Consider the following 20,478-nt stretch of genomic DNA (forward strand, 5'->3'; position numbering starts at 1 on the left):
ATTGATCCAATTAAAAAATAAGAAGAGGAGAAATATTTTATGGCAATTGGCCATTATGCGCATTGGAAACGGAATATCAGCGTCTTTCTTGCAAGCCAGACGATTTCCCTCTTTGGGTCATCGATTGTACAATACGCCATCATGTGGTACATCACCTTGACGACTCAGTCGGGGGTCATGATGACAATAGGAATTCTTTGCGGATTTGTCCCTACTTTTTTATTATCCTCTTTTGCAGGGGTATGGGCCGACCGATATAACCGGAAAATGTTAATTATGCTATCTGATTCAGCCATTGCATTTGCCACACTTATTTTGGCCATTTTCTTCCTGAACGGTTACAAATCTTTTTGGCTGCTTTTTCTGATGTTTATAATCCGTTCCATTGGCACAGGGATTCAAACGCCTGCGGTGGGAGCCATCTTGCCGCAAATTGTACCGGAAGAGCAGTTGACAAAGGTGAACGGAATAAATGGAAGCATACAGGCATTTGTCATGTTGGTCTCGCCTATGATTAGCGCGGCATTGTTGGGCATTACAACATTGGAAATGATGTTTTTCATCGATGTCGTGACGGCTGCGGTTGCGGTGGCCGCATTATTGTTCTTTTTGCGGATTCCGGCCCATAAAAAAGCTTCGGAGCAACAGAAAGCGGGATATTTTGATGACTTCAAAGAAGGACTATCCTATATTAAACATCACCATTTTTTAAAAACATTGTTTGCATTTTTCGCAATCTTTTTCATTTTGGCAGCACCTGTCTCCTTTTTAACCCCATTACAAGTAACCCGCACATTCGGTGGGGATGTCTGGAAGCTTTCGGCCATTGAAATGACCTTTTCCATTGGCATGATGATTGGCGGGGCTGTGATTGCCTTGTGGGGAGGGTTCACAAATAGAACCTACACAATGGCGTTATCAGGCATGCTTTTTGCGGTCTGCACGTTGCTTTTGGGGATTGTGCCGAATTTCTGGATTTATTGCGGGATCATGGTATTAGCAGGGGTAACAATGCCTTTGTTTAACACTCCGACAACGGTATTGCTGCAAGAAAAAGTGGAAGGAGATTTTTTGGGCAGAATTTTCGGAGTGTTCAATATGATTTCAACATCCATGATGCCATTGGGAATGCTCATTTTTGGCCCGATCAGCGATTTCATAAAAATTGAATTATTACTAATCGGTACAGGCATTGTAATGCTCATGCTAAGTTTTATGTTGGCGGCCAACAAGGTTTTGATAGAAGCGGGAAAACCGATCAGGAAAACATAAAAAGCAAAAAGTGCGGCATTTTTTGCCGCACTTTTGAGCATTTATTAATAGGCCAAACCATATAAAGCTTTGATATGCGATAAGTAGCGGACATGGCTTGCTTCTTTCATCAATGAAGCTGGCAGGCCTTTAAGAAGGATATTGTTTTTGCCGACAGTTGCCACACCGTCTTTGCGTCCAAGGCTTGCAAGCGTACCGGAGTTCACGGGGCTGAATTCTTTTAATTTTTGGCCTTTTATTAATGCGTAAAGGTTGTAACCTGTAGCTTCTCCCATTTGCCAAGCATTTTGGGCAGTTGGAGCGTACAATGGACGTCCTCCGCCTTCAGGGAAGCAAACAGATGCATCACCAATCACAAAAACATCAGGATGGGATACGGAACGTAAATATCTGTCGACGATGCCTTTTCCGCGGTCACATTCAAGGCCGGATTCCTGAACGATTGGAAGAGCTGCGACTCCTCCTGTCCAAACGAATGTGTTCGCTGTAATTGTGGAACCATCTTTCAATGAAATGACATTGCCTTCCACACCGGTTACTGGAAGTCCTGTCAAGAATTTAACGCCGCGGGCTTCCAAACTTTTCATTGCACGTTCGATCAGTTCGTCCGGCAATACCGGCAAAATTTTTGGTGCAGCTTCAACAAGAATAATGTTCAATTCGGCAGGATCTACCGCGTATTTTGCGCAAATATTTGGAGCGTTGTCCACGATTTCACCGACAAGTTCCACACCGGTTAAACCGCCGCCGCCGATGACAATTGTTGCATCTGCAGGGTCTTTTGTTTTCGCATAGGAAGCAATTTTGCTTTCGATATGATTGTAGATTTTTTTCGCGTCATCGATGGATTTTAATACCATGGAGTTTTCTTCTAATCCAGGGATTCCGAAAAAGCCTGTTTGGCTGCCAAGGGCAACAACCAAATAATCGTAAGATAGTACGGAACCGTTTGCCAAGTATACCTCTTTATTATTAACATTAAATGATTTTACTTCTTGGATGACTACATCGATGTCTTTTCCTTTAAACAACTTTTTCAAAGGGAATGAAATGGCTTTTTCTGAAATTGTTCCGCCGGCGAGACGGTGCAATTCCGTAATCAATTGGTGGTCTGGAGTTTTATTCACTACAGTGATTTTCGCTTCTTCTTTACTAGCATATTTTCGTAATGTCAAAGCGGTTAATAAACCGCCATAACCTGCACCTAAGATGACGATTTCTTTTGACATAATATTCCTCCGTCCTTCTTTTTTAAGTAAACAATACCATTATTGATTTTTGCGTTCTGCCGAAACTTCCAGGAAGGCGTTGGCAAATCGCAACAGCTTTTGAACTTCCGGATTTTTTAGCAATTTCAATACGCCGAACAAACCGATTGTTTCAGTGGATACTTCAGCGCGATCTTTCGCTTCAATGGCAGTTTGCGCAAAATTCTTTACTGTGCCAATCACAGGTTCGGAAATTTCTTTTATGGCGTTCACGGTATCGTTCTTTAATACCTCATCAGTTGCAACTTGTTGCGCAAAATCGTAGGCTTTTGTAAGAAGTCCCGCCAACTCGGCAAGTTTAGGGAGCTGTTCTACTAAATATGTCAAGGACTCTTGCACTTCAGGTTTTAATAACTGATCTAGCAAATCCTGTTTTTCCTTGTTCACAGCGGATTCAACTTGAACTTGATTCACTAATTCTTCTGACATGACCCATTCTCCTTTACTATTCATTGTGCACATCATTGGGAAAACTCAACATAAACAACTATGTGAAACATTTAACAAAGTTCACTACAGTTTAAATATAATATAAATATTTGCTAAATCAAGTACTGTTTTTTACAGCAAACAATCCATCAGATTGATTTTGATTTATGGACAATAAAAATAAAGAAATTCTTCAATTACCTTCTTAAGGAAAAGAAAAAACGGACCGTTTTTTGAAAATTTATAAAATTATGACAAACTTTTTGCAAAATTGTTGAGTTTTTTTGAATGCATTTACTGTTAAATTGAATTATACGCTTTATCTACTATAATTTCTAATATTATTTTGCTATTTGTTATTAGAAATTGATAACGAAATTATATTTTTTATTATTATGTATACAATAATAAAATTTATGTTCAAAAAAATGGAAAAAATTCAGCTTGGGTGCTGAATTTTTTTATCAAGAACATATTCACCATTTGCCGCTTCCGATAATGCTTTTTCTTCCAACGGGATTCGAATCGATAACATGATGAAATTTAAAATGGAAAAAATAAAAGCCGTTACATAAGCTTGGAACATTATTGGCATTATAATAATTTCGCAGCAAACGACAAAATAGTTCGGGTGTTTGAAAAAAGCGTAAGGCCCTGTTTTTACGGGTTTTGTACCTGGAAGGACGATGATTTTTGTATTCCAATACATTCCTAAAGATAAGATACACCAGATTCTCAACAATTGAACAAGCATAAAGAAAACGAATAAATAGACAAAAAATGGTGATAGTGTGCGTTCAAAAATAATTACTTCAACCATTAGGCTGGCGAAAAAACCGACGTGCAGCAAAATCATAAATGGATAATGGGATGCCCCCACTTCATAAGCGCCGAGCTGTTTCATTCTTCGTTCATTGCGTTTTGCAATGATCAGTTCAAAGATTCTTTGGAAAATGACGAGGATGATCAAAAACAGAAAAATTTCCATTTTATTCCCTCCATTGCAACAGCACCGCCTCTCCGCTGAATCCCGGTCCAAGGGCCACTAATAAACCGTATGAATCCGGTTTCTCCACGGTTTTCATATATTCATCCAAAACGTACAGCACGGTCGGTGAAGACATGTTGCCGTTTTGTTGAAGAACTTTTTGGGAAATCTCAAGTTGTTTGTCGGTTAAATTAAGTGCTTCTTTATATGCCAGCAACACTTTCTTGCCGCCGGGATGTACAATAAAATGATCCAAATCATTCAATGAAATGCCTGCTTCATCAAAAAAATCTTGAATAAACGGTCCCAGCCAATTGGTGATAATCACCGGGATGCTTTTGGAAAAGATGACATGAAACCCGTCATTTTTAATATCCCATCCCATCACATCCTCCGACTGAGGCATCCATTTTGAAGCGGTTTGGATGATATAAGGCACTTGTTTTCGGGTTTCAACGGCTGCTTCATCTCCGCAGATGAGGGCACAAGCAGCCCCGTCGGCAAAGAGAGAGGCGCCAACCAAATTGCTTTTGGAGCAATCATTTCGTTGAAAGGTGAGGCTGCATAATTCAACACAGATCACGAGCGCTTTGTCTTTCGGATGGGAAAGACAGTAATCAAAAGCTCTGCTGATTCCTGCGGCTCCTCCCGCGCAGCCAAGGCCCCAAATGGGAAGCCTCCTGATTCGGTCCGGAAACTTCAACCGGTTCATGATGCGCGCATCGATACTGGGTGTGGATATGCCGGTGCTTGATACAAAGATAATGGCATCAATTTCTTCTGTGGAAATAGGTTTTTTCAAATACAACTCATTTTGCAGGCAGCTGCGAATGGCGTCTACGCTGTAGTCCACAGCCGTTTGAATATATAATTGATTGCGTTCTTCAAAGGTATGCTCTTCCAGATGCCATTGTAACGGTACACAAAAGTTGCGCTTCTCAATTTCCCCGTTTTTGAACACTCTTAGAAGCCGTTCCAATTTCGGGATTTTATTTTGGAATAATGTCTTCGTAAATTGTTCGATTTCATGCTGCTGCAATGTGTAAGGCGGTTTATGGGTGCTTATTGAAACAATTTTCGGCATTTCATTATCTTCCTTTTTTCTATCTATCTTTTCCAAATGGATACTCGCGTATGCAAAGGGAGTTTATGGATTTTTCATGCCTCTTTTTCCCTGCGATGAATATTGATTGGTAATGTTTTCTGCAATAACTCCAGGTAGAGCAGGAAATAATCGATACAATCTTTTACAAGTCCAGTATATTTGGCAAATTCCGGGCCTTTTTGATAATGCAGATAATCATTTTTTAATACTTCCAACAATCTTTTTGAAAATAAATGAATATTGGTTGAATGAAATTTTTCCAAACATTGGATGAGGCTGCTGAATAATACGATATCTTCGGAATCCGGATGTTCGATGATGGCAATATCTTTTACAAGGACTTCAAGTGACTTAATATAGCCAAAAAAGGCAATATCGTCATGTCCTTGTATTTCCGCCTGTACGGATTGGGAATATAAATTTTGGAATTTTTTTGATGTGTTTTGTATAAGGGTTTCGTTTTGCAATGAATAGTGCGGGATGGTGAATAAGTAACGGTTCCGGTCATCAACGGATTTCTCGCAATTGTTGACGACAAAGTAATCTTTTCTGCAGGAAGGGCAAGTTAAAGATAATATAAAAATATGAAAATTCTTATTCTCAAAGCGGTAACGGTTCTCCACCGTCGGATGGATATCTAAATTGCAGTGGGGACATTTATTCAAAATTATGTATTCCTGATTGGCATAATGGTATCTCATTTTTGTCAATTTTTTCTCGCTTTTTTGCAACATCGGCAATCTCCTTTTTCCGCAGTTAATGGCCAGAGTATTTTGTTCATTTGTCAGTTTTTCCAATTTTTTAGGGATTATACAAATTTTATAAAATAAAAGCCGCTCCCATTCAGGAGCGGCTTTTCATGAGTGATCCGTTTATTTGTTTTCAAGATACCGAAGGATGGCATCCCTCAAAAATTCAGTTGCTCCAGGACCTTTCCGGTCATAATAGGCTTTGAAGCGTTCGTCGGAGACATACATTTCTGCAAGTCCCCGGTGGGCTTCTTCGGAATATTCGGGCCAGGAAAGTGTCAACCATTCTTTATGTTTTGCGGCAAGTTCCCGGGCGGGCGGGGAAGAAGGATCTCCCGTTTGAACAGCTTTTTCGAGCAGTTCAAGTATTTCCACTTCAAGTTGTCTGAATCGCTCGAAATCCCCTTTTGATAGATTCCTTAATTTATTATTCGATTTATCGATAATATCGTCCCCATACTTCTCGCGGATTTCTTTGCCGTATTGCTGTTCATTTTCTTCAATCAATTGTTCTTTAAACGCTTTAAATTTTTCTTCATTATTCATCACAATGACTCCTTTCTCATGGGCGATTGTTTTTTTTACGGATTCAATTAAATTGTCGAGGCGGGATCTTTTTTTCATAAGTTGGGTCAAATGGTGCTCCAATGCTTTGATTGAATCAAAGTTTGGGTCATTCATGATGGAAAGGATTGTTTCAATATTGACATCCAATTCCCGGAAAAATAAAATCTGTTGTAATCGATCAACTTCTTCCTGGCCATAAATCCGGTATCCTGAGCTGTTGATCCGTTTTGGTTTAAGCAAATTGATTTCATCATAATATCTCAACGTCCTTGTGCTGATTCCTGCCAGTTTTGCAAGCTGGCTGATGGTGTATTCCATGGCAATCCCTCCTGACAAATTCATCATAAAGGTTTACGTAACGGAAAGGTCAACAGATAAACAAAATTTATGAAGAAAAGTGGCTAGTAAATTCAACGTGGATTATATTTTAATTTGAAGTGAAGGAATGAAAGGTTGTCGGAAATGGAAAATAAAGATTTAAAAATTGTGAAGCAGCCAAAATATCAAAAAATTGCCGCTGATATTGCCTCTAAAATTGTTGAAGGCAAATATGCAATTGGTGAAAAAATTTACGCCAGATCTTCCCTGGCCAGCCAGTACGGCGTTTCAGCCGAAACGGCGAGAAGAGCGATCGCTGTTCTCCAGGATCTGGAGATTGTGGAAGCGACAAAGGGAAGTGGTGTTGTAATCAAGTCTTCCGAAAAAGCGGCGAATTTTATTAAACAATTTTTAGATGTCGAGTCCATTCATCAAATTCAGCTGGAAATGTTCAAAAGCATCAATCGGCAAAAAGAAGAGCTGGAAAAGTTGAAAGAGATTACCGAAAGATTAGTCAGCCGTACTGAACGATTCCGTTCAATCAATCCTTTTGTTCCTTTCCATATTGAAATAAAAAGAGTTTCTCCGCACCTATCCAAGACAATTGGCGAAATTAACTTTTGGCACCATACAATGGCAACCATTGTCGGAATTCGCAGGGGAGAAGAATTGATCATTTCCCCTGGCCCCTATGCGACCATCGAAATGGGAGATGTAATCTACTTTATTGGAAATGATGAATGTTTAGAAAGGGTTCAAAAATTTCTATTTCCTAATTAAAAAAAGGCTTACAAAAGCAAATTTAAGCTTTTGTAAGCCTTTTCTATTATTTTTTTGCAGATTTTGAGAGTCGTAATTTGACTAAAGTAACAACTTGTTGTTAGTATTAAGTTGTTACTTTTTTGCTCGTTGGTTTTCAGGGAGGTGATGAACATGGAAAAAATTAAAGTGGAACATGTGACGAAGATATTCGGGAAACATGTGAATGCCGCATTGAAACTTGTAAACCAGAAAAAGAGTAAGACGGAAATATTGAACGAAACCGGTGCAACGATTGGAGTATACGATGCAAATTTCACGGTGAATGAAGGTGAAATTTTTGTCATCATGGGCCTTTCCGGTAGCGGCAAGTCGACATTAATCCGTCTGTTAAACCGGTTGATTGATCCCACAAGCGGTAACATCTACATCGATGGTCAAAATATATCGAAGCTGAATAAAAGAGAATTAAGGAAAATTCGAAGAGAGAAAATGAGCATGGTATTTCAGAATTTCGGTTTATTTCCTCATCGAACGATCTTGCAAAATACGGAATATGGGCTCGAAGTGAAAGGAGTCCCAAAAGAGGGAAGACGATTGAAAGCAGAAAAGGCTTTAGAAAATGCCGGTTTGCTGCCTTATAAAGACCAGTATCCAAGCCAATTATCAGGCGGTATGCAACAGCGGGTCGGTCTTGCAAGAGCCCTTGCAAATGATCCGGACATATTATTGATGGATGAAGCTTTTTCTGCCCTCGATCCCCTCATCCGGAAAGAAATGCAGGATGAATTGTTGGAACTGCAAAGAAAAATGAAAAAGACGATTGTCTTTATTACCCATGATTTGAACGAAGCCCTTCGGATAGGGGATCGCATTGCTTTGATGAAGGATGGACAAATCATTCAAATCGGAACTGGGGAAGAAATATTAACAAATCCGGCAAATGATTATGTTCGAAGCTTCACGGAAGATGTGGATCGTTCAAAAGTGTTGACGGTGGAAAACGTCATGATCCGGCCTGTATCTATCAATATTGAGACGGACGGTCCGAAAGTTGCTTTGCAGCGGATGAGGGAAGAAAAAGTGAGCGTCCTATTGGCTGTCGATAAGCAAAGAAACTTCAAAGGTTATATAACAGCCGGTGATGCCCACGAAGCTTCAAAACGGGGAGAAAGGCATCTTCATGGAATATTGAGAAAAGATATGCTGACCGTTCCGCCAGATACGTTAATCCAAGATGTTTTAAGCCCGATTTCCGATTCGCCGACACCGATTGCTGTGGTGAAAGACGGAAAACTTTTGGGCGTATTAATAAGAGGAGTCGTGATTGAAGCATTGTCTTCATCGAACGGAAGTGGAGGTGTTGAGGATGAATAAAATGTTAGATGCGATTCCTTCACTCCCGATTGCTGACTGGGTGGAAATGTTGATGGATTGGCTGACGGAAGATTTTGCATCATTGTTCAGCTTTATTCAAAAAGCAGGGAAAAATTCAATGGAATCTTTTACAGATTTATTGTTATATATTCCGCCTATTGTATTCATCTTGATTGTCGCAATCATCGCATTTTTGGCGACAAAAAAGCGGTTTGGTTTAGCCGCATTTTCGATTGTGGGATTGTTGTTTATTTATAATCAGGGACTTTGGAAAGAATTGATGAATACGGTCACTTTGGTAGTATTTTCAAGTGTGATTGCCATCCTGATGGGTATTCCCATCGGCATTTTAATGTCAAAAAGCAGAGTGGCTGACAATATCATTAAGCCGATTCTGGATTTCATGCAAACCATGCCGGGGTTTGTATATTTAATCCCGGCTGTCGCCTTTTTCGGAATTGGTGTGGTTCCTGGGGTATTTGCATCGGTCGTATTTGCATTGCCCCCCACTGTAAGATTTACAAATTTGGGGATTCGCCAAGTACCTAAAGAGCTGGTAGAAGCGGCGGATTCCTATGGAAGCACGGGATGGCAGAAGCTGTTTAAATTAGAACTTCCATTGGCCAAATCGACCATTATGGCAGGAATCAATCAAACGGTACTCCTATCATTATCGATGGTCGTGATTGCGTCAATGATTGGGGCGCCCGGATTGGGCCGCGATGTGTTATCCGCATTGCAAAGGGCTCAAGTCGGAAACGGGTTTGTTGCAGGAATCAGTCTGGTGATTTTTGCCATTATTATTGACCGTTTAACGCAAAGCTTGAATAAAAAGAAATATTGACTATGAAAGGATGATTTTCATGAAAATAAGGAAGCTCATGATATTGGTTTTCGCAATGGGTCTCGGTGTCCTGCTGGCTGCGTGCGGCGGAAATGACGAAGAAGGGTCTTCCAGGAAGGAAGACAAAGCAATCAACTTGGCTTATGTAGAGTGGGATTCGGAAATTGCATCCACCCATGTGATTGGGAAAGTGTTGGAGGATTTAGGTTATGACGTAACACTGACACCGTTGGACAACGCCGTTATGTGGGAAGCGGTTGCCAAAGGGGAAGCTGATGCGTCGGTTGCAGCTTGGCTTCCTGTAACCCATGGTGCTCAATATGAAGAATATAAAGATGATATCGTCGACTTGGGGGAAAATTTGACAGGTGCCAAAATCGGATTAGTGGTGCCATCATATATGGAAGATGTTAATTCGATTGAAGATTTATCAAAACATGCGAATATGCAAATCACTGGTATCGAATCGGGTGCCGGTGTGATGCAGGCAACGGAAAGAGCCCTTCAAGAGTATGCTAATTTAAAGGGCTGGGAACTGGTTCCATCGTCATCAGGTGCGATGGCGGTCGCTTTGGGAGAGGCGATCAAAAAGAATGAAGAGATTATTGTGACTGGATGGACACCTCATTGGAAATTTGCAAAATATGAACTGAAATACTTGGATGATCCAAAAGGGGTATTTGGCGGTGAAGAATCCATTCATACTTTTGTGAGAAAAGGATTGGAGAAAGAAATGCCGGAAGCCTATCAAGTGTTGGATAACTTCTACTGGACAACCAAAGATATGGAATCGGTTATGCTTGATATATCCGATGGCATGTCTCCGGAAGAAGCGGCGAGCAAATGGGTGGAAGAAAATGCGGAAAAAGTTGCCGAATGGACTGCAGGAATTGAATAAAGGTTAGGACTTCAAAAAGAGCGGATGATGAGTCCCGTTCGCCCTTTTTTATGTTTGAAAAGACTAAAAATTTGGGAAAACAGAGTGGTCTACATGAATGTTTGGCTATTAATGCAAGGGATTTTGTATATTATTTATCCGCTTGACTGAAAAATTAGGCAGGCTGTCCGGAAAGATTGCTTTCCGGACAGCCTGTCTTTCATTTTCCGTTTTCATCATACCCAACAACGGTCCAAATGCCCGTTTCATCTTGGCGAATGAGCCTTTTTAAATAAACGGTATGAATATTTGTATCCGGATCATCCACTTCCACAATCGCCACTTCATGATCGCTGTGCAGCAATTTCAAGTTCTCTGATTCAATCGGGTATTCCCCTTCAATGCCGCCCGGCGAAATCTTCAGACTAACGAACACCTGCGCTGTGGCAACCGGATCGAGCCTCCAAGGGGAATGTCCTTTATCAACGCTTTTTTGAGTATTTCTTTCCTCTTCCAAATTATATTGTACTTCCACTTGTGGTGAAATTTCCTTCGCCGATACCGGAAACATGATGTTTTCATATATTCCAACACTTTCTAGTTCAAAGGTCAGCTCCGTTGATTCTAAGTAGGCCGGAATTGCATTGTAATCTATCATCTCCACAGTGAAAACCTCCGTCCTTATCTTGGATGATTTCGAAATTCCTACGAATGAAACCTGAAAAAACATTTCGACATTGATTCTTGAATTCAGCTTTATTATTTACAAATTAGAAAAAAATATTAATTATACTTGTCAAGAATTGTATGAATTTCTTTGTTCAATTTTTCAATGTTTGCAAATTCAACCGATGAGTGATCCAGTTGATATTTTTCTTTTAGCCGAAGGATCCGGACGACGCTTTTGTCAATATGTTGCTCGGAAATTTCGCCACGTTCGACGGCCGAAATTAATTGATCAATGACAGAAGATATTTTTTCTTCATGATGGGCAATCAAGATGATATCGCTGCCGGCTTTGACAGAAAATAGAGCGGCTTTTTCGATGGAGTAATGGTCCGTAATCGCTTTCATCATCATATCATCTGTAATGACAATACCGTTAAATTTAAGTTTTTCCCGCAACACATCGGTAATAATGGTTTTGGACATGGATGCAGGGAAGTGGGCATCAAGTTTTGGCAACAAAATATGGGCGACCATTACAGCATCTGCGCCTTCCAGAATAGCGTTCTTGAATGGGAGCAGCTCCATTTGCTCCAATTCTGCCATGGTTTTATTGACAACAGGGAGGGCCAAGTGCGAATCAGTGGAGGTGTCGCCATGGCCTGGAAAATGTTTGATTACAGGTATAATATTTTCAGATTGGATTCCTTTCATCATTTGAATTCCCAAATTTGATACAATTTCCGGATTGTTGCTGATTGCGCGGCGACCAATTACAGGATTTTCAGGATTGCTGTTTACATCCAAAACCGGAGCGAAATCTATATTAAAACCGAATGCATTCAATTGCTTTCCCAACAGTTTTCCGTAATCGAAGGCAAATGCCGGATTGTTTTTTAATCCGAGTTTATCATTTGTCGGCAAGCCGGCAACTTCATCCGGCAGCCGGTTAATGCTTCCGCCTTCCTGGTCAATTCCAAGGAAGAGCGGATAAGGATTATTGCTGTTAAGTTTTTTTATTTCATTGATCAAAGATGTCATTTGCGGGACGGATTTCAAATTTTCTTTCAAAAAAATGACGCCGCCAATCTTTTTTTGTATAATTAATTGCCTCAAATATTTATTGGGCTTCTGACCGGAAAAACCGGCAAAAACCATTTGTCCGATTTTTTCCTCCAGAGACATGCGGGCAACCAAATTTGCATATTTTGATGGATTATCCGCCATAATGACTGAAATATGGTGCACCTTAGGATTCGGTACATCGGCTGTCGGTTTCTCCAAAATCCATTTTATGAAGTAATCATCATTTACGCGGTAATACAAAATAATTTGAGAAACCGTTTCATCCTCGAAGTATGTGGTTTGTTCCGGTTCTCCAAGTTCTTTCTGGATGTCTTGCAAATGAATCAGGGATAACCGTTCATCATAAGACCGGACATCAAAAACGAGTTGTCCATCCAATCCCAGGGACAGTTGAAATGCTGGATAGTAGACGTAGTCCCCCACAACGGTTTCTTCAATTTTATCAGGAAGCCCAAATATGTTTTTGACCTCTTCGAATCTTGTATGGCCGGCAATGATTGGACTATGCAACACTTTGCCTTCATTTGCATTTTGAATGATTTGCCCATGAGTTCGGATGCGGATATTTCTGTATTTGGAGGAGACGGTTCCTTGGAGTAATTTTCATCAGTCGGGGCTTCCGAATGGCGGTTTGTAGCAATGATCATAAAAATCGCGGCGACAACAACCAAGATGATGAAACCAACAAATATCCCTTTTTTCATTATTATCTTTTCTCCTTTTTCTCCTCTTTATTTTATTTGTCGAATAAGAAATCGAAAAGCAACAAATCGACACGGAACTTTGGGAAAGAAAGCCAATCGACAATATTTCCAAGGAAATATCAATAAATTTTCGACAGATGTGAAAATCAAATGCTGAACAGTCAAATACCGACTGCAATTGAAAGAGAGGAAAGTTTTCATTAAAATATTAAATTAATAAAATTATTGTAAGGTAGGAGTCAGCCGTGTTATATGATATCGGAGCAAAAATTGTAGGCCCTTTTCTGGCGTTAAATGGATCAAAGGCAAAAGTTTTTGGTGAAGAAAATTTGCCTAAAGATGAAGGATACGTCTTGGCATGTACCCACAATGGATATGTAGATATTTTGAACTTGGGCCTTTCCATTTATCCCAGACAAATACACTTTATGGCCAAAAAAGAATTGTTTGATATAAAAGGTCTAAGTTGGCTCATCACAAAACTGAATGCTTTTCCGGTAGACCGTGAAAATCCAGGGCCAAGCGTAATTAAAATTCCTCTCCAGCTTTTAAAGAATGGCGAAATTGTCGGGATATTCCCAACAGGCACCAGAACGACACAGAACTCGAATTTAAAGCAGGGTGCCATTACGATTGCCCAATTGGCGAAAGCAAAAGTGGTGCCTGCAGCTTATATTGGCCCGAAAAATTTGAAAGAAGTATTTCAACGGAAAAAAGCATATCTAATCTATGGTAAGCCTTTTACCGTACCGTCCGGAAAAGAAGCCCGCGAGGAATATACCGTTTTCTTGGAAAAAGAACTTCAAAGACTTACGGAAGAATTGAAACAAAAAATGGAGAAAAAATAGCACTTTCCGTTTTGGAAGGTGCTTTTTCTAAGGAGGTTATGTGATGAAACGCGTGATTTTTGTATGTTTGGGCAATATTTGCCGTTCTCCGATGGCGGAAGCCATTTTTAAAAATATGCTGAAAAAGAGGGGGCTGGAAGGCAAAATTGTAGTGGATTCCGCCGGCACAAGTTCTTGGCATGTCGGCGAACGGCCGCATCATGGCGCATTAAATAAGTTGCGTGAATATAATATTCCCACTGACGGCATCATTGCACGCCAATTGAAAAAAGAGGATTTTGAGAAATTTGACTATATAGTCGGCATGGATCAAAGCAATATCAGGGATATACGGAGAATTTTAGGGCAGCCGGATCATCCGAAAATATTTCGCTTTCTCGATTTGACAGACCACAAAAAGGATGTGCCGGATCCTTATTATACTGGCGATTTCCAGGAAACTTATGAATTGGTCGTTGAAGGATGCGAAGCGTTATTAAACAAAATATTAGAAGACATGGAAAAGGAAAACTTGATATTATAATAATTTTGTGAAGAAAAATCAAGTAGGGATTATTTTCATATTGAAAATCATGTTGTATAATGATACAGGCATATATTTGATTGAAATTCTAAACCGAATTTAGGAAAGAGAGTGAAAATCCAATGGGTCGCAAATGGAACAATATTAAAGATAAGAAGGCTGAAAAAGATAAAAACACCAGCCGGATTTATGCAAAATTCGGAAAGGAAATCTACGTAGCTGCAAAAAAAGGTGATCCAGACCCAGAAACGAACCAGGCATTGAAAGCTGTAATTGAAAGAGCGAAAACTTACAATGTTCCAAAACATATTATTGACCGTGCCATTGAGAAAGCAAAAGGCGCAGGCGGAGAAGATTACGATGAAGTCCGTTACGAAGGATTTGGTGTAGGCGGAACGATGGTCATTGTTGATGCTTTGACGAACAATGTAAACCGTACTGTTTCCGAAGTGCGCGCAGCATTCGGTAAAAACGGGGGGAACATGGGCGTAGCAGGTTCTGTTTCTTATATGTTTGATGCAACTGCGGTATTCGGAATCGAAGGCAAATCGGTGGATGAAGTATTGGAAATATTGTTGGAAGCGGATATAGATGCACGGGATGTATTTGAAGAAGATGGCATTACGATCGTTTATGCAGAGCCGGACCAGTTCCATGCTGCCCAGGAAGCTTTTAAAGCTGCGGGGATTACTGATTTTACGGTAGCGGAATTGACAATGATTCCGCAAACGGAAGTAAAACTGACTGGTGAAGATAAGGCGAAATTTGAAAAAATGATTGATGCACTAGAAGATTTGGAAGACGTGCAACGGGTGTACCACAATGCGGATTTGGGCGATGAGTAAAAAATATAACCAATTATGGTAGCATCATAATTGGCTGCGATATTTTTTGCCTCCCTCGTAAATGGCAAATGGGTTGATGGGGGAGGCAATTGTTATATCTTGGTATTCTTATTGTTTTGGACGTTTAAAAACAAATGTATAAGTGTTTACATATATAATGTCTATTTGGTTTTGATCATTGGTTGTGTTCGTGTATTCCGGAATGATGCTGATTAATTCCCAGCCTTCACCTCCAAATTCATTAAATAGGGTTTCCACATTGATTTCTCCTTCCAAGCTCATTGAACGTGTTTCTACTTTGTATTACCATTTTGTCATCTTCAACACCTCCTATTGCAGATATTCGACAAACGGAAATGATATCCTTCGCGAAAATATGACAATAATAGTAAAGTCATTGATATCAACCGAATTGTTTGGAGAAAAGGAAAATGTGAAAGTGCTTAAAATTCTTTTTTAATTGCAGCTTCATCGCTTCAATCTTCATTTCAAGAAACGGTTTCTATTTGTGTTGATTTTTGGAACTTTCATCATGTTTTGCCGTATATAAATTATTAATATAATTAAGTAAAGCAATTATGGTGATCGTATAAAAAAGGATATTGCCTAAAATGCTTTCAGAAAATCTCCTCTATTATCCGACAATAGGCCGGAGCAGGCTGTATAGGAACGGTTGAGAATTGGTTACAATTGAATAAGGGAGTGAATGGAAGATGACAAAAAAACTGTGGTTTCAAGTGGGGATAGGAATCTTAATTGCTCTATTAATAATTAAATATGTAATAGAAATTCATTGGATTTTTAATCCGATTGTGATCATCATAAAAACCATTTTTGTCCCAGTATTGTTAAGCGGGGTTCTTTTTTACATATCAGAGCCGCTGCAGCGGTGGCTGGAAAAAAAGGGGCTGCCAAGATGGGCGAGCATTTCGGCAATCGTGCTTGCGCTTGCGGGATTAGTGACTGGACTATTGTTCATTATCGGCAATCCGATTGCAGATCAAGTCAACCGTTTAGTGGAAAATGCTCCGACCATTGGCGACAAAATTATGGATGTCAAAGATTTTATTTTGGAAAACAAAGATAATCTGCCTCCCCAAGTTGAGAACTTTATAGATTCTGTGACGAATTCCATCCAGGACATTGTGGTTGTCGGCAGCAAAAGCATTGTCAACTTCGTGAGCGGTACGGTTTCTACAATCTTTACTTTAATCCTGGTGCCGTTTTTTTACATTTTTATGTTGAAGGATCATGAGAAGTTTGCGCCAAATATTTACAAGCTCTTTACCGGAGAACGGCGTACATGGGTGAAAAAGACGTTGGAAGATATCAATGAAGTATTAAAAAACTATGTCCAAGGGCAAGTGCTGGTCAGCCTGATCCTTGCCGCCATGATTTTTATTGGCTATTTGATCATTGGTCTTGAATATTCTCTTTTACTCGCAATCTTTGCTTTTTTCATGAATATGATTCCCTTTATCGGCCCATGGATTTCTTTGGCTCCTGCCATTCTTGTGGCCTTCATACAAGATCCGGTATTGGTAATTTGGGTATGTGTCATTACGCTGGTTGCCCAGCAATTGGAGAGCAATTTAATAACGCCAAACATCATGGGCAAAACTTTGGATATCCATCCATTGACGGTCATCACCATTGTTTTGGCTGCAGGCAACATCGGCGGTTTTGTTGCCATTATTATCGGTATTCCGACTTATGCGGTATTGAAAGTGATCGTAAAAAATATTTATGAAGAAAGGAAGAAAATCAAGGAAACGGCTACAAAAACGGTTTGATTAAAATATGCTTTAAAGATGACCGATATTGTATACTAAGAGGGGACACAGCGATTTATGGAATAAAGAAGGGGAATTAGTATGAGTGGAAAGAAAGCGGCAGTCCTGCTTATAGGAATTATCATTGTAGTGAGCATCCTGGTTGTCATTGCCCTGAGCATCTTTTATGCCGTTTATGAACCTCAGATCAATCAAGGGATTGAAGCGTTTCAAACAATTCCGTCGGGACAAACAATATAAACACGAGCAAAAATGCTCGTGTTTTTTTTAAAAAATTAAATCCAGCAAAAGGTAAATTAAAGCGGCGATGACCGCTGAAATGGGCATTGTAATAATCCAGGTCAAAACGATTTTTCGGGCCACTCCCCATTTTACGCCTTTAACGCGGTGCGCGGCTCCAACTCCCATAATGGATGAGGAAATGACATGAGTTGTTGAAACAGGCAAGTGGATCAGCGTCGCGCCGAAGATGACAGTCGCTGAAGCCAAATCGGCGGCAGCACCGTTGACGGGACGGATTTTCATAATTTTAGTTCCCACTGTTTTAATGATTTTATATCCTCCGAGGGATGTACCTAATCCCATTGCAAGGGCGCAGGCAATCCGCACCCATTCCTGCACATCATTATCGTGTTGGATTCCTGCCGCAATCAAGGCCATTGTAATGATCCCCATCGCCTTTTGGGCATCATTCGTGCCATGGGTATAGGCTTGCAATGCAGCAGTGAAAATCTGCATTGTACGGAATCCTTTATTTGTACGGTATAAGTTTAAATTTTTAAAAATCATCTTAAAGATCGACATAAATAGAAAGCCGACTCCAAAGGCGATGAAAGGAGAGAAGATCAGCGCTTCCAAAATCCCGATAAAACCGCTGTAATTGAGGATATTAAATCCCGCCGCTGCGATGGCGGCTCCCGCTATGGAACCGATTAATGTATGAGAAGAGCTGGATGGTATCCCAAAATACCAGGTGAGAAGGTTCCAAATAATGGCGGAAAGAAGCGCTGCCAATATCACCACAGATCCTGTAGTATCATCAGGACTTTGATTCAGGGAGAACGGATCAACGATATCGCTGGCAATCGCTTTTGCGACTCCTACAAAAGAAATTGCTCCCAGGAAGTTCATAAAGGCCGCCAGCAGTACAGCGACGCGGGGAGGCAGCGCCCGGGTTGAAACGGATGTAGCAATCGCATTTGCTGTATCATGAAATCCGTTGATGAAATCGAAAGCCAGCGCAAAAATGACGATTAATATTGTAATGATTAAGATGGTATCCATATCCTATTCTACGCTCCGTTTTTAAGCATTTCTCATAATGATTGTTTCGAGTGTATTTGCTACGTCCTGGCAATGGTCCGCGATATCTTCCAATAAATCGTAAATATCTTTATATTTAATCAAACGGATTGGATCTTTTTCGTTCAAAAATAGCTGTTTAATGGTAGAACGTGAAATTTCATCACATTCGCGCTCATAGTCTTTAATTAAGATGATGTGGTTTCTCATGGAAGGCAAATCTTTTTTATTGAGCAAGTCGATGGCTGACACAATTTCATCTGCACTTCTTGTTATGTATTTTAGAAATGCGCGCATCGAATCATCCAATTCTGTAATGGAAAACATTTCAAAGTGTGCAAAACATTGTTCGATTCCATCCAAGACATCGTCCATTTTAATGGCTAAAGCCAAAATATCTTCCCTTTCAATAGGTGTCATGAAGGATTTGTTTAACATGACGATAAGTTCATGGATTAAATTGTCTCCATCGGTTTCATACTTCTTTACTTTAATACTTAATTCTTTTACGTCTGCTAATGAATTGATTTTAAAGTCGTTGGCAAAATGAATGGCTTCCCGCATGTTTTCCGCAATCTTGTGCAATGAGACGAAAAATGGATCCGATTTTCTTGAATTGAACATGATAGTAAAGCCCCCTGCTATACGTTAGTTTAATCAAACCTTTTTTATGATAACAAAAAATTTTTAAAAACTATAGAACGGAGGTGATGAAAATAACAAAATTTACATTCCTGTAATATTAATTTGTTAACAATTTTTCAGAAACATTAAAAAAGAAAAAGCATATTAATTTGGCTGATGCCATATTAATATGCTTTTAAATTTTATTATGGTTTTCCTAATGGTAAGTATTCTTTTAATTCATTTTGCAAAAAGGGCTGAGCCGACAAAAATTCAACGAAGGCTTTGTATTGTTCAATCTCTTTTACGCCCGGTTTTCTGCCCGTGTAATAGGCCCGGATCAAAATGTTCTTTGGTGTATGTTCCATATCGATGAACTCCATTAATTGAACATCATAACCGGCCAATTTTAAAATTTCTGCGCGAATGGAATCGGTCGCGAGAGCGGCAAAACGTTCTTTAATAATTCCGTGCTGGGTCATGATTTCCAGCGCAGGGGCATGCAGTTGGCGATTTAATTCATGCTGACAGCATGGCACGCTTAAAATCACTTTTGCCCCCCATTTGACCGCACGTGCCAGCGCCATGTCAGTGGCTACATCACAGGCATGCAATGTGACGACCATATCCACGGATTTTTCATCATTATAATCGCTGATATCCCCGACAAGAAATTCCAAATTGTCATATTCTAGATCTTTTGCAATTTTGTTGCACTCTTCAATCACTTCTTTTTTCAAATCCAGCCCTGTCACTTTTATATCCAGGCCTTTTTCGATTTTTAAATAATGGTACAAAGCAAAGGTCAGGTAGGACTTTCCTGAACCGAAATCGATAATCCGGATTTGCTCATTTTTCGGCAAATACTCAAGAGAATCGTCGATGAATTCAAGGAAACGGTTAATTTGCCGGAATTTATCGTATTTTTGTTTTTTAATTTTTCCTTCAGGGGTTTGTACTCCAAGCCGTACCAAAAATGGATAAGTCCCGGATTCATCCAATATATAGTTCTTTTTTCGGTTGTGGGATAAGGATACTTCCTTTAAAGTATTTGTTTTTTCTTCTTTCCAAAAAACTTTATTTTTTTTCGTTAATTGAACTTGGATTGTGCGATCTGTAAATTGTCCATGAAATTGCCTGAAATGCAGAAATAACTCTTCAAGATTTGGGTAAAAATTCTCAAGCGGGATGTTGTGATGCTTTAATACCCGTTCATATTGATATTCCAATTGAATATGGTATTGCCCTTTTATTTCGACCGGCTTCAATTTTACCCTTTTTAATTCAGCGGATTTTTTTCTTGGTTGGCTGATGGTTGCGGAAACCAGCTTTTTTTGACTGATTAGTTCATATAATTGCTGTTTCATTTCCTGAAATTCCATAGAATCGACCTTCTTTTTTATATTTAGGATAATCGTTAATAGTGTAACACATAATACCTATATATAAGACTGTTGAAAACCCTGCTGAAGTTTGATGTGTTTACCGAATATTATTAGAAAAAGGAATTTTCAAAACAAATTATATTCAAGGA

General features: G+C 39.7%; 22 protein-coding genes. 10 read left to right on the forward strand and 12 right to left on the reverse strand.

Annotation, left to right across the window (positions count from 1 at the left end; translation table 11 throughout):
• Positions 1–39 precede the first annotated feature (39 nt).
• A complete protein-coding gene (locus FKZ59_RS09945) occupies positions 40–1,272 on the forward strand; it encodes an MFS transporter (RefSeq protein WP_141602608.1) in 1,233 nt (410 codons plus the stop codon).
• Between the two features lie 44 nt (positions 1,273–1,316).
• On the opposite strand, the gene FKZ59_RS09950 is transcribed toward FKZ59_RS09945, so the two are convergent.
• From FKZ59_RS09950 to FKZ59_RS09975, 6 genes are all read right to left on the reverse strand, one after another.
• Positions 1,317–2,501, reverse strand: coding sequence for an NAD(P)/FAD-dependent oxidoreductase (locus FKZ59_RS09950; RefSeq protein WP_141602609.1), 1,185 nt, complete (start codon positions 2,499–2,501; stop codon positions 1,317–1,319).
• A 39-nt stretch (positions 2,502–2,540) separates the two neighbouring features.
• Entirely contained in the window at positions 2,541–2,969 is a 429-nt protein-coding gene (locus FKZ59_RS09955; RefSeq protein ID WP_141602610.1) for a DUF1641 domain-containing protein, read from the reverse strand.
• 439 nt (positions 2,970–3,408) lie between these two features.
• Complete coding sequence (locus FKZ59_RS09960) at positions 3,409–3,957, reverse strand: isoprenylcysteine carboxyl methyltransferase family protein (RefSeq protein WP_141602611.1); 549 nt, start codon at positions 3,955–3,957, stop codon at positions 3,409–3,411.
• A 1-nt stretch (position 3,958) separates the two neighbouring features.
• The gene (locus FKZ59_RS09965; protein WP_141602612.1) at positions 3,959–5,041 is read right to left on the reverse strand and encodes a type III polyketide synthase; all 1,083 of its coding nucleotides are present in this window, start codon (positions 5,039–5,041) and stop codon (positions 3,959–3,961) included.
• A 74-nt stretch (positions 5,042–5,115) separates the two neighbouring features.
• Positions 5,116–5,796, reverse strand: coding sequence for a hypothetical protein (locus FKZ59_RS09970; protein ID WP_141602613.1), 681 nt, complete (start codon positions 5,794–5,796; stop codon positions 5,116–5,118).
• 138 nt (positions 5,797–5,934) lie between these two features.
• Positions 5,935–6,696, reverse strand: coding sequence for a MerR family transcriptional regulator (locus tag FKZ59_RS09975; RefSeq protein ID WP_141602614.1), 762 nt, complete (start codon positions 6,694–6,696; stop codon positions 5,935–5,937).
• Between the two features lie 144 nt (positions 6,697–6,840).
• Between FKZ59_RS09975 and FKZ59_RS09980 the strand changes: the two genes are divergently transcribed.
• From FKZ59_RS09980 to FKZ59_RS09995, 4 genes are all read left to right on the forward strand, one after another.
• Complete coding sequence (locus FKZ59_RS09980) at positions 6,841–7,476, forward strand: TrkA C-terminal domain-containing protein (protein WP_141602615.1); 636 nt, start codon at positions 6,841–6,843, stop codon at positions 7,474–7,476.
• Between the two features lie 153 nt (positions 7,477–7,629).
• Positions 7,630–8,832, forward strand: a complete 1,203-nt coding sequence (locus FKZ59_RS09985; RefSeq protein WP_141602616.1) for a quaternary amine ABC transporter ATP-binding protein — start codon at positions 7,630–7,632, stop codon at positions 8,830–8,832.
• Entirely contained in the window at positions 8,825–9,676 is an 852-nt protein-coding gene (locus FKZ59_RS09990; protein ID WP_141602617.1) for an ABC transporter permease, read from the forward strand. The genes FKZ59_RS09985 and FKZ59_RS09990 overlap by 8 nt, the downstream gene beginning before the upstream one ends.
• A 19-nt stretch (positions 9,677–9,695) precedes the next feature.
• Positions 9,696–10,574: a glycine betaine ABC transporter substrate-binding protein gene (locus tag FKZ59_RS09995; protein WP_141602618.1), complete on the forward strand. Its 879-nt coding sequence runs from the start codon at positions 9,696–9,698 to the stop codon at positions 10,572–10,574.
• A 199-nt stretch (positions 10,575–10,773) separates the two neighbouring features.
• Here FKZ59_RS09995 and FKZ59_RS10000 read toward each other — a convergent pair whose 3' ends face one another.
• Positions 10,774–11,217 (reverse strand): hypothetical protein, encoded by a 444-nt coding sequence (locus FKZ59_RS10000; RefSeq protein WP_141602619.1) that lies wholly within the window; start codon positions 11,215–11,217, stop codon positions 10,774–10,776.
• 119 nt (positions 11,218–11,336) lie between these two features.
• Positions 11,337–12,815, reverse strand: a complete 1,479-nt coding sequence (nagZ, locus tag FKZ59_RS10005) for a beta-N-acetylhexosaminidase (protein WP_141602620.1) — start codon at positions 12,813–12,815, stop codon at positions 11,337–11,339.
• 439 nt (positions 12,816–13,254) lie between these two features.
• Here nagZ and FKZ59_RS10010 point away from each other — a divergent pair, with 439 nt between their 5' ends.
• The 3 genes from FKZ59_RS10010 to FKZ59_RS10020 all read left to right on the forward strand — a co-directional run bounded on the left by FKZ59_RS10010 (position 13,255) and on the right by FKZ59_RS10020 (position 15,225).
• Positions 13,255–13,857 (forward strand): lysophospholipid acyltransferase family protein, encoded by a 603-nt coding sequence (locus tag FKZ59_RS10010; protein ID WP_141602621.1) that lies wholly within the window; start codon positions 13,255–13,257, stop codon positions 13,855–13,857.
• Positions 13,858–13,900: 43 nt separating this feature from the next.
• Complete coding sequence (locus FKZ59_RS10015) at positions 13,901–14,380, forward strand: low molecular weight protein-tyrosine-phosphatase (protein WP_141602622.1); 480 nt, start codon at positions 13,901–13,903, stop codon at positions 14,378–14,380.
• A gap of 122 nt (positions 14,381–14,502) precedes the next feature.
• Positions 14,503–15,225: a YebC/PmpR family DNA-binding transcriptional regulator gene (locus FKZ59_RS10020; protein ID WP_141602623.1), complete on the forward strand. Its 723-nt coding sequence runs from the start codon at positions 14,503–14,505 to the stop codon at positions 15,223–15,225.
• A gap of 108 nt (positions 15,226–15,333) precedes the next feature.
• Here the strand turns inward: FKZ59_RS10020 and FKZ59_RS14770 are convergent, their stop codons facing one another.
• A complete protein-coding gene (locus FKZ59_RS14770; protein ID WP_181733263.1) occupies positions 15,334–15,483 on the reverse strand; it encodes a hypothetical protein in 150 nt (49 codons plus the stop codon).
• 455 nt (positions 15,484–15,938) lie between these two features.
• Here FKZ59_RS14770 and FKZ59_RS10025 point away from each other — a divergent pair, with 455 nt between their 5' ends.
• Entirely contained in the window at positions 15,939–17,018 is a 1,080-nt protein-coding gene (locus tag FKZ59_RS10025; protein ID WP_141602624.1) for an AI-2E family transporter, read from the forward strand.
• Positions 17,019–17,099: 81 nt separating this feature from the next.
• Positions 17,100–17,258, forward strand: coding sequence for a hypothetical protein (locus FKZ59_RS14775; RefSeq protein ID WP_181733264.1), 159 nt, complete (start codon positions 17,100–17,102; stop codon positions 17,256–17,258).
• A 27-nt stretch (positions 17,259–17,285) separates the two neighbouring features.
• Here FKZ59_RS14775 and FKZ59_RS10030 read toward each other — a convergent pair whose 3' ends face one another.
• The 3 genes from FKZ59_RS10030 to FKZ59_RS10040 form a co-directional block, all read right to left on the reverse strand.
• On the reverse strand, positions 17,286–18,302 hold the full coding sequence (locus tag FKZ59_RS10030; RefSeq protein WP_141602625.1) for an inorganic phosphate transporter: 1,017 nt from the start codon (positions 18,300–18,302) through the stop codon (positions 17,286–17,288).
• A gap of 21 nt (positions 18,303–18,323) precedes the next feature.
• Positions 18,324–18,944: a DUF47 domain-containing protein gene (locus tag FKZ59_RS10035; protein WP_141602626.1), complete on the reverse strand. Its 621-nt coding sequence runs from the start codon at positions 18,942–18,944 to the stop codon at positions 18,324–18,326.
• A gap of 206 nt (positions 18,945–19,150) precedes the next feature.
• On the reverse strand, positions 19,151–20,326 hold the full coding sequence (locus FKZ59_RS10040; protein ID WP_141602627.1) for a class I SAM-dependent methyltransferase: 1,176 nt from the start codon (positions 20,324–20,326) through the stop codon (positions 19,151–19,153).
• Positions 20,327–20,478 lie beyond the last annotated feature (152 nt).

The sequence above is a fragment of the Ureibacillus terrenus genome (assembly GCF_006569205.1).
Lineage (GTDB): Bacteria > Bacillota > Bacilli > Bacillales_A > Planococcaceae > Ureibacillus > Ureibacillus terrenus.

Coding starts and splice junctions, on each gene's coding strand:
- FKZ59_RS09945 (WP_141602608.1), top strand. CDS start 40: ATGGCAATTGGCCATTATGCGCATTGGAAACGGAATATCAGCGTCTTT.
- FKZ59_RS09950 (WP_141602609.1), bottom strand. CDS start 2,501: ATGTCAAAAGAAATCGTCATCTTAGGTGCAGGTTATGGCGGTTTATTA.
- FKZ59_RS09955 (WP_141602610.1), bottom strand. CDS start 2,969: ATGTCAGAAGAATTAGTGAATCAAGTTCAAGTTGAATCCGCTGTGAAC.
- FKZ59_RS09960 (WP_141602611.1), bottom strand. CDS start 3,957: ATGGAAATTTTTCTGTTTTTGATCATCCTCGTCATTTTCCAAAGAATC.
- FKZ59_RS09965 (WP_141602612.1), bottom strand. CDS start 5,041: ATGCCGAAAATTGTTTCAATAAGCACCCATAAACCGCCTTACACATTG.
- FKZ59_RS09970 (WP_141602613.1), bottom strand. CDS start 5,796: ATGTTGCAAAAAAGCGAGAAAAAATTGACAAAAATGAGATACCATTAT.
- FKZ59_RS09975 (WP_141602614.1), bottom strand. CDS start 6,696: ATGGAATACACCATCAGCCAGCTTGCAAAACTGGCAGGAATCAGCACA.
- FKZ59_RS09980 (WP_141602615.1), top strand. CDS start 6,841: ATGGAAAATAAAGATTTAAAAATTGTGAAGCAGCCAAAATATCAAAAA.
- FKZ59_RS09985 (WP_141602616.1), top strand. CDS start 7,630: ATGGAAAAAATTAAAGTGGAACATGTGACGAAGATATTCGGGAAACAT.
- FKZ59_RS09990 (WP_141602617.1), top strand. CDS start 8,825: ATGAATAAAATGTTAGATGCGATTCCTTCACTCCCGATTGCTGACTGG.
- FKZ59_RS09995 (WP_141602618.1), top strand. CDS start 9,696: ATGAAAATAAGGAAGCTCATGATATTGGTTTTCGCAATGGGTCTCGGT.
- FKZ59_RS10015 (WP_141602622.1), top strand. CDS start 13,901: ATGAAACGCGTGATTTTTGTATGTTTGGGCAATATTTGCCGTTCTCCG.
- FKZ59_RS10020 (WP_141602623.1), top strand. CDS start 14,503: ATGGGTCGCAAATGGAACAATATTAAAGATAAGAAGGCTGAAAAAGAT.
- FKZ59_RS10025 (WP_141602624.1), top strand. CDS start 15,939: ATGACAAAAAAACTGTGGTTTCAAGTGGGGATAGGAATCTTAATTGCT.
- FKZ59_RS14775 (WP_181733264.1), top strand. CDS start 17,100: ATGAGTGGAAAGAAAGCGGCAGTCCTGCTTATAGGAATTATCATTGTA.
- FKZ59_RS10030 (WP_141602625.1), bottom strand. CDS start 18,302: ATGGATACCATCTTAATCATTACAATATTAATCGTCATTTTTGCGCTG.
- FKZ59_RS10035 (WP_141602626.1), bottom strand. CDS start 18,944: ATGTTCAATTCAAGAAAATCGGATCCATTTTTCGTCTCATTGCACAAG.
- FKZ59_RS10040 (WP_141602627.1), bottom strand. CDS start 20,326: ATGGAATTTCAGGAAATGAAACAGCAATTATATGAACTAATCAGTCAA.